Source organism: Microcystis aeruginosa LEGE 91341 (assembly GCF_015206885.1).
Lineage (GTDB): Bacteria > Cyanobacteriota > Cyanobacteriia > Cyanobacteriales > Microcystaceae > Microcystis > Microcystis aeruginosa_H.
This window is the reverse complement of sequence record NZ_JADEXY010000025.1, coordinates 1-14,009: the sequence shown is the minus strand read 5'-3', so window position 1 is coordinate 14,009 and position 14,009 is coordinate 1. Positions and strand designations below refer to the sequence as shown.

Annotated in this window: 14 protein-coding genes; 9 read left to right on the top strand and 5 right to left on the bottom strand. The window is 41.3% G+C overall.

The features are described from left to right. Positions 1-93: 93 nt before the first annotated feature. Both secA and ispF read left to right on the top strand, forming a co-directional pair. The gene (gene secA / locus IQ234_RS05905) at positions 94-2,910 is read left to right on the top strand and encodes a preprotein translocase subunit SecA (protein WP_193956399.1); all 2,817 of its coding nucleotides are present in this window, start codon (positions 94-96) and stop codon (positions 2,908-2,910) included. A gap of 395 nt (positions 2,911-3,305) precedes the next feature. Next, complete coding sequence (gene ispF, locus IQ234_RS05900) at positions 3,306-3,785, top strand: 2-C-methyl-D-erythritol 2,4-cyclodiphosphate synthase (protein ID WP_193956398.1); 480 nt, start codon at positions 3,306-3,308, stop codon at positions 3,783-3,785. Positions 3,786-3,807: 22 nt separating this feature from the next. Here ispF and IQ234_RS05895 read toward each other — a convergent pair whose 3' ends face one another. Both IQ234_RS05895 and IQ234_RS05890 read right to left on the bottom strand, forming a co-directional pair. Further along, entirely contained in the window at positions 3,808-4,026 is a 219-nt protein-coding gene (locus IQ234_RS05895; protein WP_193956397.1) for a type II toxin-antitoxin system HicA family toxin, read from the bottom strand. A 3-nt stretch (positions 4,027-4,029) separates the two neighbouring features. Further along, positions 4,030-4,284: a type II toxin-antitoxin system HicB family antitoxin gene (locus IQ234_RS05890; RefSeq protein ID WP_158201521.1), complete on the bottom strand. Its 255-nt coding sequence runs from the start codon at positions 4,282-4,284 to the stop codon at positions 4,030-4,032. Positions 4,285-4,589: 305 nt separating this feature from the next. On the opposite strand from IQ234_RS05890, the gene argS reads away from it, so the two are divergent. From argS to IQ234_RS05870, 4 genes are all read left to right on the top strand, one after another. Then, positions 4,590-6,347 carry an arginine--tRNA ligase gene (gene argS / locus IQ234_RS05885; RefSeq protein ID WP_193956396.1) on the top strand — a complete coding sequence of 586 codons (1,758 nt, stop codon included), beginning with the start codon at positions 4,590-4,592 and terminating at the stop codon, positions 6,345-6,347. 713 nt (positions 6,348-7,060) lie between these two features. Continuing rightward, entirely contained in the window at positions 7,061-7,453 is a 393-nt protein-coding gene (locus IQ234_RS05880; protein ID WP_193956395.1) for a Mo-dependent nitrogenase C-terminal domain-containing protein, read from the top strand. Positions 7,454-7,483: 30 nt separating this feature from the next. Further along, positions 7,484-8,242 (top strand): hypothetical protein, encoded by a 759-nt coding sequence (locus IQ234_RS05875; RefSeq protein ID WP_193956394.1) that lies wholly within the window; start codon positions 7,484-7,486, stop codon positions 8,240-8,242. Positions 8,243-8,247: 5 nt separating this feature from the next. Beyond that, a complete protein-coding gene (locus tag IQ234_RS05870) occupies positions 8,248-8,499 on the top strand; it encodes a hypothetical protein (protein ID WP_002750923.1) in 252 nt (83 codons plus the stop codon). A 42-nt stretch (positions 8,500-8,541) separates the two neighbouring features. Here the strand turns inward: IQ234_RS05870 and IQ234_RS05865 are convergent, their stop codons facing one another. From IQ234_RS05865 to IQ234_RS05855, 3 genes are read right to left on the bottom strand one after another with little or no spacing between them, the layout of a single operon-like run. Beyond that, positions 8,542-8,949: a hypothetical protein gene (locus tag IQ234_RS05865; protein WP_110578642.1), complete on the bottom strand. Its 408-nt coding sequence runs from the start codon at positions 8,947-8,949 to the stop codon at positions 8,542-8,544. Then, positions 8,949-10,889, bottom strand: coding sequence for an AAA family ATPase (locus IQ234_RS05860; protein ID WP_193956393.1), 1,941 nt, complete (start codon positions 10,887-10,889; stop codon positions 8,949-8,951). Before IQ234_RS05860 ends, IQ234_RS05865 begins: the two co-directional genes overlap by 1 nt. Positions 10,890-10,898: 9 nt before the next feature. Further along, the gene (locus IQ234_RS05855) at positions 10,899-11,066 is read right to left on the bottom strand and encodes a hypothetical protein (protein ID WP_193956392.1); all 168 of its coding nucleotides are present in this window, start codon (positions 11,064-11,066) and stop codon (positions 10,899-10,901) included. Positions 11,067-11,499: 433 nt separating this feature from the next. Here IQ234_RS05855 and IQ234_RS05850 point away from each other — a divergent pair, with 433 nt between their 5' ends. The 3 genes from IQ234_RS05850 to IQ234_RS05840 all read left to right on the top strand — a co-directional run bounded on the left by IQ234_RS05850 (position 11,500) and on the right by IQ234_RS05840 (position 13,365). Then, entirely contained in the window at positions 11,500-12,201 is a 702-nt protein-coding gene (locus IQ234_RS05850; RefSeq protein ID WP_193956391.1) for a 16S rRNA (uracil(1498)-N(3))-methyltransferase, read from the top strand. 222 nt (positions 12,202-12,423) lie between these two features. Further along, positions 12,424-13,053 (top strand): DUF6391 domain-containing protein, encoded by a 630-nt coding sequence (locus tag IQ234_RS05845; RefSeq protein WP_193956390.1) that lies wholly within the window; start codon positions 12,424-12,426, stop codon positions 13,051-13,053. 78 nt (positions 13,054-13,131) lie between these two features. Continuing rightward, a complete protein-coding gene (locus tag IQ234_RS05840) occupies positions 13,132-13,365 on the top strand; it encodes a photosystem I reaction center subunit IV (protein ID WP_002743487.1) in 234 nt (77 codons plus the stop codon). Positions 13,366-14,009: the final 644 nt, after the last annotated feature.

The window sequence follows — 14,009 nt, the reverse complement described above, 5'->3', positions numbered from 1 at the left end:
CACCGATAAATGATTCTCTACTCCCAACCAGAGTGATACAATTGTTAACACTACAGACCAAGAGCCAATCGAAGCGAGAGAATAAAAACTGCTATGTTAAAAGCCCTACTCGGAGACCCCAACGCCCGCAAAATTAAAAAATTTCAGCCCCTCGTCACCGAAATCAACCTGCTGGAAGAGGATATTAAAAACCTGTCCGATGAGGAATTAAGGAGCAAAACCAGCGAATTTAAGGAAAGATTAGACAAAGCGAGAAATTATGAAGAAAGAGAGGATATTCTCGAGGAAATCCTCCCCGAAGCTTTCGCCATTGTCCGGGAAGCGGGAATCCGAGTCTTAGGGATGCGTCACTTTGACGTGCAGTTATTGGGGGGAATGGTACTGAACAAAGGACAAATCGCCGAGATGAAAACTGGGGAAGGAAAAACCCTGGTTGCCACTCTCCCCGCTTATTTGAATGGATTGACCGGAAAAGGGGTTCACGTCGTCACCGTTAACGATTATCTCGCCCGTCGTGACGCGGAATGGATGGGGCAGGTACATCGCTTTTTAGGGTTAAGTGTGGGACTAATTCAAGCCGGCATGAGTCCAGAAGAAAGAAAGAAAAATTATGCCTGTGACATCACCTACACCACTAACAGCGAACTCGGCTTTGATTATCTGCGCGATAACATGGCTACAGTGATGGGGGAAGTCGTCCAAAGACCCTTTAACTACTGCGTTATCGACGAGGTGGACTCAATTCTTATCGATGAAGCGAGAACTCCATTAATTATATCAGGAGCGATCGATCGGCCCACAGAAAAATATATTCTCGCCGCCGAAATCGCCAAGCAATTAGTGCGCCAAGAAGTAGAAGACGGACCGGGAGACTACGAAGTTAACGAAAAAGACCGTAACGTTTTAATGACCGATGAAGGCTTTAAAAAAGCGGAAGAACTATTAGAAGTTACCGATTTATACGACCAAGAAAATCCCTGGGCGCACTATATTTCTAACGCTATTCGTGCCAAGGAACTCCAGAAAAAAGACGTTAACTATATCGTCCGCAGTGGTGAAATTGTTATTGTTGATGAATTCACGGGACGGGTATTACCAGGGCGACGTTGGGGCGATGGTTTACATCAGGCAGTGGAAGCTAAGGAAGGGGTAGAAATTCAACAGGAAACCCAAACCTTAGCCACGATTACCTATCAAAACTTTTTCCTACTCTATCCGAAATTATCCGGCATGACCGGGACGGCCAAAACCGAAGAAACGGAACTAGAAAAAGTCTATAACCTGCAAGTAACAATTATTCCCACTAACCGCGTTTCTCGTCGGCAAGATTTAGCCGATGTGGTCTATAAAAATGAACAGGCAAAATGGAACGCCGTCGCCGAAGAATGTCAACAAATGCACGAACAGGGTCGCCCAGTTTTAGTCGGTACCACCAGTGTGGAAAAATCGGAAGTGCTTTCGCTGTTATTACAGGAAAGAAAGATTCCCCATAACTTACTTAATGCTCGTCCAGAAAACGTGGAAAGAGAATCGGAAATCGTCGCCCAAGCAGGCCGGGCTGGAGCCGTAACTATTGCTACAAACATGGCAGGACGGGGAACCGATATCATCCTCGGTGGTAACTCCGACTATATGGCTCGATTGAAAATTCGCGAGTATTTAATGCCGAAATTAGTTATGCCCGAGGATGACAATTTGGCCTTTAGTTTACCCAGTTTAGGAGAACGCAATCGCCCGCAAGGATTCGCTCCGGGTAAAAAGAAAAAAAACTGGCGTGCCTCAGCAGAAATTTTTCCCACCGAGTTACCGAAAGAGGTAGAAAATGCCCTGAAAGAAGCGGTTAAATTTGCCGTTGATATCCACGGAACTCAAAGTTTACCGGAATTAGAAGTGGAAGAAAAAATCGCCATTGCAGCCGAAAAAGCTCCCACGGATGACCCGGTTATTCAAAAGTTACGCGAAGTCTATAAATTAATTCGCAAAAGTTATGAAGATTACACAGGTAAAGAACACGATGAGGTAGTAGAAAGGGGCGGACTGCACGTTATCGGGACGGAACGCCACGAATCCCGCCGTATTGACAACCAATTGCGAGGCCGGGCGGGCAGACAGGGCGACCCCGGTTCCACACGCTTCTTTTTAAGCCTAGAAGACAATTTATTGCGGATTTTTGGGGGCGACCGCGTGGCGGGTTTAATGGATGCCTTCCGGGTGGAAGAAGATATGCCCATTGAATCGGGAATGTTAACTCGTTCCCTGGAAGGCGCGCAAAGAAAAGTGGAAACCTTCTATTATGATGCCCGGAAACAGGTGTTTGAATACGACGAGGTGATGAATAATCAACGGCGTGCTATTTATGCCGAACGTCGTCGGGTTTTGGAGGGGATGGACCTAAAAGAACAGGTGCTGCAATACGCCGAAAAAACCATGGATGAAATCGTCATGGCTTATATTAATCCCGAACTGCCGGCGGAAGAATGGGATTTAGAAAAACTGATTAGTAAATCTCAGGAATTCGTCTATCTCTTGGCAGATATTACCGCTAAAGATATCGAGGATATGAGTGTCAATGATATCAAGATGTTCCTACACGAAGAAGTTCGCAAAGCTTACGAAATTAAAGAACGTCAAGTGGATAATATTCGCGCCGGTTTAATGCGCGATGCCGAACGTTATTTTATCCTGCAACAAATCGATATGTTATGGCGCGAACATCTGCAAGCTATGGAAGCTTTACGCGAGTCGATTGGTTTACGCGGTTACGGTCAAAAAGACCCCCTAATTGAGTATAAACAGGAAGGCTACGAGATGTTTTTAGAAATGATGATTGATATCCGTCGCAACGTGGTTTATTCCCTGTTCCAATTCCAACCGCAAGGACAACCCCAAGCAGTGGCTAGTGAACAGTAAAAAGTAAAAGTTGGTTTAAATTGGGGAGAATTGGCTAAGGCTGATTCTCTCATTTTTTTCTACCGAGAAATCAGTCACCCACAATCCACACTAGGACTAAAATTATCAGTCCGATTACTCCATAGGACAGCAACGACCCCAAAGAATTGAGGATTTGTATGGGAAAATGAATCAAAACTTGGTAAGTAAAATCCGTAACTGCGAGCAAGGCAGTGAAAAATATAGTCACAAGTGTTATCATAAGTAATATCTTCTCAATCTGATAGAATAAATGGCTATCCTTTGCGGGAATCGGCAGTGGATAGTCAGAACTTAGGAGATTATCCCCAAGAAAATTCTACCGCAATTTGGGTGCATCTCACATTTGCAGAAACACCGACAATGAGGACTGCTCTATGAATATTCGTATTGGTAACGGCTATGATATCCACCGATTGGTAACAGGAAGACCTTTAATTTTAGGAGGAGTAGAAATTGCCCATACTGTCGGTTTATTGGGTCACAGTGATGCCGATGTTTTAACCCATGCTATCATGGATGCCATGCTGGGAGCGCTTAGTTTAGGCGATATCGGTCATTATTTTCCCCCCACCGACCCGCAATGGCAAGGGGCGAATAGTTTAAAATTATTAGAACAAGTTAATCAATTAATTATCGATAAAGGTTGGCAGATTAATAATATTGATTCGGTAATTGTTGCCGAAAAACCGAAAATGAAACCCCACCTTATTGCGATGCGAGCTAAGTTAGCAGCAACTCTCAAGATTAATCCAGAACAGGTGGGAATTAAAGCCACTACTAACGAACAATTGGGACCAGTAGGACGAGAGGAAGGTATCGCAGTTTATGCAGTGGTTTTATTGGTTAAGCAGTAGGTTAAATGCTGTGTTTTCCCTGCTATTTTCCCAGCCATTCTTCTCTGGTAATACCCGCTTGATTGAGAATGCGTTTTAACAGTTCTACCCCTATTTCACCTTGATGGGGATTGGGGATAATTATCGTTAAATTATCCCGACGCATTTGAGGGTGTTTACCCCCAGCGTAGGGACCTTCAAACCCAAGTTCTCGTAATCTTTGAACTAGATTAAGCCATGATACGGCGGTTAATTTAGGCATATCTTAAATTGAAGACATGGGTTGAGGAAGGAGATTAAGATCTATTCCTGCTAACACTGGAATCGGCAAACCTAAACACAGACGTAAAGCAATCCAATCGCTTAAAGCTTCGCGCAATTCTTGCCGGCAATCTTCTAGATTGGCGTGATTTGCCCAAACTCCCTGAAGGGGTGGAATTTCACCCCAATAAGTGCCATCTTCTTCGATGATTTCGTATCGAGCTAATGCCATCGCTTGATCAATATAACTGGCTAACATGGTTGTACTATTGGTAAAGCTTACTTACTATATTAAAGCAAATGTTTCCCAGCAGCCAGCTGCATTGGATTCGCCTTCAGATTATGATAAGGTAAGACGGTCAATCGCCCAAGTTATCTGGATTGTTAATCTCGTTGGCTCGAAACTATAATGAATACACCACAAAATATCATCAAAAAAGTCTTGAAAGAATACGATCAATCGGTCTCTTCATTAGCTAATTCGACCCACAATCTGGTTAATGCTAGGAATCTAACCGATTCCTTCTCAATTTTTGTCTAATCTCTAACTGCTAAATTCTCTCTATGACTGCCATTATCCAACAAATAAAAGAGCGTTTTTCCCAATCCCTAGTTAAATCCTTTGGGGAAAACTTCGCCGCTACCGATCCTCTAATTGTCGCCGCTAGTAACCCCCGTTTTGGCGATTATCAGTGTAATATTTCCCTCTCTTTAGCCAAAGAATTAAAACAAAAACCCCGGGAAGTAGCGGCAACTTTACTAAAAAATCTAGAGATAGATGATCTCTGTCAACCCCCCGAAATTGCTGGATCCGGTTTTATCAATCTTACCCTTAAACCCAGTTATCTAGAAACCCAATTAAAAGACCTAATTACTGACAACCGTTTAGGAGTTGCCACTGCTAACCCCAGTCAAAAAATTATTGTCGATTTTTCCAGTCCCAATATTGCCAAAGAAATGCACGTCGGTCACTTGCGATCAACTATAATTGGTGATTGTATTGCTCGGATTTTAGAATTTCGTCATCATCAAGTAATTCGTCTTAATCACGTCGGGGATTGGGGTACTCAATTCGGGATGTTAATCACCTATCTACAAGAAGCTTATCCTAGTGCTTTAACCCAAGCAGATGCTCTTGATTTAGGGGATTTAGTTAGCTTTTATAAAAAGGCTAAAATTCGTTTTGATGAAGACGAGAACTTTAAAGAAACTGCCCGTCAAGCTGTAGTAAAATTACAGTCGGGTGATCCTCAAAGTCGTCAAGCATGGCAGTTACTTTGTCAACAATCACGGCGGGAATTTCAGAAAATCTATGATATTCTCGATATAAAACTGACTGAAAGGGGGGAATCTTTTTATAATCCCTACCTTGAGGCAGTAATCAGAGAATTAGATCACCAGGGATTGCTAATAGAAGACAATGGCGCTTTATGTGTCTTTCTCGATGGTTTTACCAACAAAGAGGGGGATCCTCTGCCCCTAATTGTCAAGAAATCCGACGGCGGTTATAATTACGCTACCACCGATTTAGCGGCAATTTGTTATCGAGTGCGGCAAGATAAAGCCGAAAGAATAATTTATGTTACCGATGCTGGACAAGCTAACCATTTTGCCCAAGTATTTCAGGTGGCTAAAAAAGCGGGATTTTTACCCGATAATGTGGCAGTGGTTCACGTCGCTTTTGGATTAGTTTTAGGGGAAGATGGTAAAAAATTAAAAACTCGTTCCGGGGAGACGGTAAGATTACAAGAATTACTTGATCAAGCGATCGCCTATTCCCTAGCTGACTTAGAAAAAAGACTGGCAAGCGAGGAAAGAGAAGAAACTGGCGATTTTATCGCTAATACTGCCGAAACTGTCGGTTTAAGTGCCGTTAAATACGCCGATCTCAGCCAAAATCGCAATAGTAACTACGTTTTCAGTTACGACAAAATGCTCAATCTGCAAGGCAACACCGCCCCCTATATGCTGTACGCTTACGCTAGGGTTCAGAGTATCAGTCGCGAAGGTGGTATTAATTTTCAGGATTTAAGTGCCAATTCACCGCTAATTCTCAAGGATGAAAGCGAATTAATTCTGGCTAAACAATTACTGCAACTGCCAGAAGTAATTAGTGCCGTGGAAGAGGATTTATTACCCAATCGTTTATGTGATTATCTTTATGAACTCAGTAAAAAGTATAATCGTTTCTATGAGAATTGTCCCGTTCTGAAAGCAGCAGAACCGATTAAAACCTCTCGTTTAGTTTTGTGTGATTTAACGGCAAGAACCCTAAAATTAGGCTTATATCTCTTGGGAATCCCCGTTTTGGAAAGAATGTAAATCAGTTATCAGTTATCAGTTATCAGTTATCAGTTATCAGTTATCAGTTATCAGTTATCAGTTATCAGTTATCAGTTATCAGTTATCAGTTATCAGTTATCAGTTATCAGTTATCAGTTATCAGTTATCAGTTATCAGTTATCAGTTATCAGTTATCAGTTCACCGTTTACTGTTCAGAGCAAAAAACCACCCAATTCATAATTCATAATTCATAATTCATAATTCATAATTCATAATTCCCACACCCCACACCCCACAGCTTGGATTGCGTATCTTTGACAAAAGCGGGTGCTATTTTATACCTAGAAAAAGTGTACTATGCTGACGTGAAAAAACCTGAGTTTTTGCTAACCTAGAAATAGCTCTAATCAGAGCCAATATCTTTGGGGGAAGCTTAGAGATTAATCTAGTTAAACTCACTCGTGACGTTATCTTATTGTCGTCTGTTGCCTATTAGCTTTCAGGTGATAGCTGGGAAACGGGAAATTAGTACAAATGCTCAAACTTCCTCTTCCTGCTCCCTGCTCGCTCATAGACAGTCTTAACGAGTAATTTAGATAGCTGACAGCTTACTCCCGCATCTGGGCTGCTGACGCGATAAGCCACACCTATTATCCCAGAGATGTTATCGTTAAAGCGGTCAAATGTCCGAAAGTCCTAGAGGATTTTAGGGAAAGAGCATTTGCCCTCTCGTAATCTCAGATAGAACCTTATGAATCAATCAATTGAAGATCAAGCTATGGCCGATGCTGATGTATCAGATTATACCACAAATAAAATAATTGTCTCTAATTGGATTGCCCCTTGGTCGAAAGGCAATCGGAAAAACCCGTCACCGCAACCAAAATGGGATTTATGGCAACCCCTGCGGCAACGAATTGATCGCCTAGAAATCAATACACCTGAACTAGCTCACAGGATTTGTCGTCTAATTCCGGCTCAATGTCCCTTTGCGCGGAAAATTACCCTATTTAGCTGGACAATTCTAGAGATTCCGCCCCTTTGCAAGCTAAATCCCCTCTACGAAAACCTGATGATGTTAAGATTTCGCGCTCTTTCTTACCTTGCCGATGAATGTGGAGAGGATATCGGTGCTTACTGCTAAAATGGGAGAGTGTCTTTAATCGCCACACCTATGGCCATCATCGCTCTGAAAGCTTGGTATCTGGACAAATACGAACCTATCCGCGAGGTTATCAAACGTCCCCACGACTTGCGCTTAAGTCGCAATAGTCTCCTAAAATCGGGTTTAAGAGCCGATTTTCTCGATGATAGTCTGACGATACAGGGTTCTGTCTGGTTTCAACGCTATCTAGAAGGGGAAAGGGTGGAATTTTACCTCGAAGGTAGTGGCGGTTACGTCATCTCGAATATTGACCTGATTTCCCAAGAAATTTACTTTACTAAACAAGACCTCAGCACTTGGCTGGATCCCGTCATTTATTTTAGCTCCCAAAGCCAATTTAAGGACTCTAGCACCGCTTTAAAAACAGTTTTGACCGAAACCGTCGAAAATCTTAATAAACGCGCCCGTTTGCCCTTAACTATCGAAGAAACGCCTCGAACTGAGGGCAATGTCACCCGGTTGAGTGATAGTCAATTACGCAAAATTCGCAAAAGTTTATTATTTATTGCTGATGCTACGGCGATTAGCCAAAAGGAAACGGAATTACTGCCCAGTCCCCTAGTGGGTATAGAATTAGGTTATGCGATCGCTTGTAAACAGGGCGGACAAATTCTGCTAACCTATCAAAATCGGGCGGAATTAAAGGGTAAACTAGCTTTTGACCTGCCAAGCTACCAAAAATTAATTTTCTCGGATCTGAGCGAATTGCGTCTCACTTTTCCGCCTTTAATGGCAACTTTATTACAAAAATTCCATCTGATTAGTTAAAAAAAATGAGTAGAAAAGCTGACGAGTACGCTGTACATTTGTTCTTGAGCAGTGGACATCGCGAGGAGGTACGTTTTTTGACCATCCAAGAATTTCAAAAGTGGTACAGTAATGAATTAGTTCCGAAAGCCGATTCCAGGGATTTTATCAATGTTCCGATCAGAAATATTCAAGGGGAATATATGGTTTTACGTCCGGCTAGTATCGTTGCTATTCGCGTGGAACCCGTCTTTTTTGGTAGTGTGGAAAGAATCTAATTTGTCGTTATCCCTAAAAAAGATAGTTAGATAGGGAGAATTTCAGAGATTATTGATAATTCTCTCAATATCAGCTTGGATTTGATTGCTGACTTTGCCTTGCCAGCGTTCTTTTAATTCCCTTAATCCCACTTCTGCGTATTGACAGATCTTATCTAAAACTTCTTTGCCGTCACTGGGTTGAGGATAGGAATTCTTTTTACAGATAATATAAATTCCTGCGGTTAAAGCTAAAATAACTTCTGGCTCGATTTGACTAATATTAATTAAATCTTGTCGATTACTCAGATTGATTCCGTAGATACTGAAGTCTTGTTTAATGGCAAAAGCAGCCGCGAATAAATAGGCATCTACCATGCGCTCAAAGGTTTGATTATCTTTTAGTACCTGTAGATAATTTCTGGAAGTTTCCGAGGCATAAATCTTCAAACTGGGATCGATTCTCTGCATTAGTAATTCTCCATCACTTCAATCACGGAAGCATCTTCATCGGCAGCCAAACGGTGTATTTTGAATATATCAGTAGTGTAGGGAAGCAGCAGATTTAAAAGTCGATCGGGAAGATCTCGATCCGTGGCTAAAATAATCACTTGGGAGTTTAAATTAGGGAGAGAGTTAATAATATTTTTTCGATGTTCTTCATCTAAATTGCCAAAAGGTGTATCCATAATTAGGGGGACACAAGTATCGGTTATTTGATTTAAACCGGTGATAAAAGCAAAAGCTAAAGCTTCCTTTTCTCCCGCACTTAGGACATCGGGATTTAATAATTTTCCTGTGATGGTACGGATTCCTAAAGTGTATTCGGGAGTGATTTGTACTCCTGTATATTCCTCTGGTTTGTTGGTTACTTGTAAATAGCGATCGCTGGTTACTTGATTAATCATTTTTTGGGAATTATCGATATGCCATTCGATTAATTCGTTAGTGGCATTTTTTAAACCTCTGGCCATTTTAACCTGATTAGATAACATCAATGTGGTTTGATTTTCACTAGCTAAAATTTCCACTTCTTTGCGTAAATTTTCCAATTGCTTTTCTTTAATGTCAATTTCCTTTTGCAAGCGTTCGCTCCTTTCTTCACTCTCCTTAACTTTTCGTTCCGATTCGTCAACTTTTCGCCAAATATCCCTTACCGAGTCTTGATTTATTCCCGTGGTTTCCTGTTTTAGCTGTTTAATATGTTGATTGATTTCTTCGATTTCTTCTTCTAAAAGATCTCTTTGTAAAAGCAATTGACTATAATTGCTAAATTTGGCATTATCTCGGATAATTCCCTGTAAATCAATTCTAATTTGGTCTTTTTCTATTCTGGTGGCGTTGTCCACTTCTAAGGACTCTAGTTCGGCAATTTTTTCAAGGATAAAGTCACGAGAATTTTTATCTAAACAACGACCACATAGACAGCTTTCATCGTCAAGTATTGCTTTTAAAACTGCTGTAGAATTAGTTTTATAGGTGCTTTTTAAGCTAGTAACTTGCAAATCATCGGCCATTTCCTGCACAAAGTTAATCAGCAAAGGTATCGAAGCTTTTTTTAACCAAGAATCAATAGACTTTTGCAGGTTATCTAACTGAGTTTGTAACCCGATACGCTTTTTCTCTAAGTCATGAATTCTCTCTAATTTTTCTCTTAAACTTTCAACCTGAGTGGCTTTTTCTTGAGAATACTGATGAATAATTATAGCATTTTTTTCCTCATCTTTAGCGTTTTTAAGCTGATTTTGTTGAAAAGCAATTTCTTCTTCTAATTCTCGCAATTGTTGCAGCTTATCTGTAAATTTCTGACTGGTTCCCTCTGCTTTATTTAAACGTTTTTCTAATTCTTGTAAGGCTTTTTCTGTATCATCGCGCAGATTTCTTAATTCCGGGATACCCAAAACTTTTTCAATTGCTTTTTTTGCTTCTTTAGTTTGAGTTATCTGGGTATATTGTTCGATTTTTAAGCCATCAAAACAAAAAAAATCTCGAATAGATTTAGGAAGCAATGATTCGATATATTCCCTAGAGTTACTTTTCATAGTTCCATCTTCATAAAATAATGCTTCCTCTACGCTGGGATAAGAAGTGATACCATTATCTTTTAATTTCGCTGTGCGACTGATAAAGTAATTTTTCTCGTTTTTAATAAAATTTAATTCTACCCGCATTTCTATTGCCAGTGAAGAATTATCCTTACCTCGATAAAAATAGGTTTTCAGAGTCTCTTTAGATACAATATCTACCCCATAGAGACACCATAAAATCGCTGTCATCAGAGAAGTTTTACCGTGGCCATTATTACCGAAGATAATCTGAATATTTCTGTCGGGATGCAAGTTAAAAGTAATCCTTTGACTAGGATAACATTTCCAATTAGTTAAGCGAATTTGTTTCAGTCTCAAAGTCATAGAGTTTATTTATTGTGAGGAGTCGGTATATTTTTCGATAAGTTTGACAATTTTAGCTGATAGCTGCCGATTTTTGAGAGTAATTTTTTCTACTTCTAAAACCATCGCTTCCTTTAGCAGTTGGGGAGGTATCTCATATTTTTGTGCCAGTTCTTCAATTTTAGCAGTTATGTCCATAAATTTTCTGGGGGTTAGGGAGTGGAGATTATCTAGTCTTAATTCTTATTTGGTAACAGATACCTTGATGACGAGAAATTTTATAACAGATTTGACTAGGTAAAGCCCTAGTAACTTACAGCCTTTATCGTAAATATGAAGTATAACCTAATTTGGTATTGACGACCGACTACCCAAAAGGAAAACTTCGTACTTCGCCATTAAGATAACTGCTATAAGCTAATCTACTCTCAACCTTATACAAAAACACCACAAAAGCTAAAATAGATAAGTAAGTAGTTATAATTAAATTGAAGATAGATTTTGCCTCTGATCCCCCCTGCCCCCCTTGATAAGGGGGGTGCCGATAGGCGGGGGGATCTGACAACTTTTAACACCTACCTACTTAGCTGACAGTGATTCTGAACACAATAGCAATATAGACTAAACCGCCTTGTATTACCGTCTTCTTCTTGATTTTAACACCCTAGAAAACGGGTTAATTGCCTTAACACCCGAACAAAGTCATTATCTTAAAAAAGTTGTTCGTTTAAAATCCCATGACCGTTTTATTGCCCTAAATGGACAAGGACAAGCGTGGTTAGCGGAAATAATTGATAATTCGGCCCATCTTTTAGAAGCGATAAACGAAACTAGCGAACTACCAGTACAAGTGAATTTAATGGTAGCAATTCCCAAAAATGGCTTTGATGATATCGTTCGCGCTGCCACCGAATTAGGAGTTTATCGGATTATCCCGCTGCTGACAGAACGAGGTTTAGTTAATCCTAGTCCTCAAAAAATTGACCGTTGGCGAAAAATTGCCCGGGAAGCTGTAGAACAATCAGAAAGACAGATTATTCCCATAATCGAAGAACCACAACCATTTTTAGCCATCCTTAAGCGGGGAGCTAACCCACAGACAACTTGTTATATTGGTGTTACCCGTAGAACAGTGGCCCCGCTACTTTCTCAATTGCAAACATCAACCGAGATAACCATGGCCATCGGACCGGAAGGGGGATGGACGGAGGCAGAAATAGAACAAGCGCTCGCTGCTGATTTTGTGCCTGTATCACTGGGAAAACGCATTTTGAGAACAATTACCGCTCCCTTAGTGGCTCTTGCTATCATTAACGCCTATTTAGACAGCTAATTGACTAGAGTTTCTATGACCAAGACCAGCAATCGAGATAACTGGAATCCTTTCGCTTCTTACCCAAAGCAAAAACCAGCAGCAGTTCCCCGGTGGTCAGATTCTCCCCTTTTTGTCGAAACCACCCTGGTCAATTCCCATTCAAGACACCGACTGGGACACCGCCTTGCAACCCGATAGCACCCTCATATTCCTCGAAAAAACTCCCCCTAGCGCAACTTTATGACCTCTAGTAGCCCTTCTAACCCCTCTTTTGACTGGTTTAACCCCTCGCCCCAGCAAGACAGCGATTTACTGGCACAAATCGGCTTTATCCCCGGTGTCAAAGAATTTCTCACCCTGCGACAGGTTCACGCCTTGGAACACGCCACCGTCTGGGTATTAAGCGAAATGGCTGCCCGTCGTCAATCGCCTTTTGACCATTCCCCTGCGGATAACGAGGCCCTGGGGGGACTGTCCACCGATAGGGGTTTTTATCTCTACGGACAGATTAATACAAATGAACTGCGAATTGCGGCCAAACAGGCACTCCATCGTCTCAAAAATGGCGAGGGGCAATTGGCATTACATCCGCGTTGTGGCACCAATTTATCGGTAACTTTAGCCTTAACCGCTGGCTTAGTCTTAGGAACTCATCTTATCTTCCCCAGAGGTCCGATTTCTCAGTTATTAGGCTTAGGTTTAGCCACTGCCACCGCTTTTCAAATCGGGCCAGATGTGGGAATGTCGGCCCAAAAATACCTGACCACGGCCATTCCCTTTAACTTAACAATCGTTAACATTGCACCAAAGGCAGACCTGTGGGGACGTTCGGGGCATTTCGTGGCAGTGGAGTGGCAAGATTTGCAATAAAACTTAAAGTAAAAACCCTTTCGGCAAACTCGCTCTGATTGTAACCTGTTAACTAAACCCTAAAAAAAAACAACAGCTATGCCTGGAATCGAACGCGGAGCCAAAGTTAGAATCAAGCGTAAAGAGTCTTACTGGTACAACGATGTGGGAACCGTAGCCAGTGTTGACAAAAGTGGTATCCTCTATCCCGTTATCGTCCGTTTTGACACTGTTAACTACCACGGTTTTAGTGGTAGCGCCGGTGGACTGAATACCAATAACTTCGCTGAAAGTGAATTGGAACTCGTTAAGGCTGCCCCCGCTAAAAAATAAAGCTGACTAAAATTCGGCCTATCCTCACCGACTGACTGACAGGAATTCTCTCTTGTTGGTCGGTTTTTTTTATAGTTATCAGTAATCAGTAATCAGTTAAGTAGTCCTGCAAAATAAATTTCCTAGTGAAAAAGGGCAAAAGGCAAGAGGCAACAGGCAAAAGCTTTATCGAAATGTGTAATTAATTTTGCCTAGGTAGTTATCAGTAATCAGTTCACTGTTTGCTGTTTACTGATATTACATTTTGGGCGCACGCGATCATTGGTGTCAACTTAAGCAAGAAGCTTAATTATAAAAAGTAGCTGATTATCCAAGAGGAAGGAAGTAAAAAATGGTAAAATAAGGCGGAGAAGTCAGAGGTGGGTCAGTGAAAAAGCGCTCTAAGCAACGACCGAGAAAACAGGGGAATCCAGATTTGCGGCGACCACATCAATGCCCAAGCCCAGAAATCCCACAAGTAATAGAAGAACTTAAAAAAGATCTAGAGCCAAGATTATTTACGCCGCTAAAATATATGCGAGGAAATCATGAAAAAATCATGAGAGATAGATTATTAACCTTACCCGTGGTGGTCGCCTTATTGGTAAGCTTAGTCTATCGTCAGATAGCGGGATTAAGTGAAGCTGTAAGAGTCTTAAAAGAGG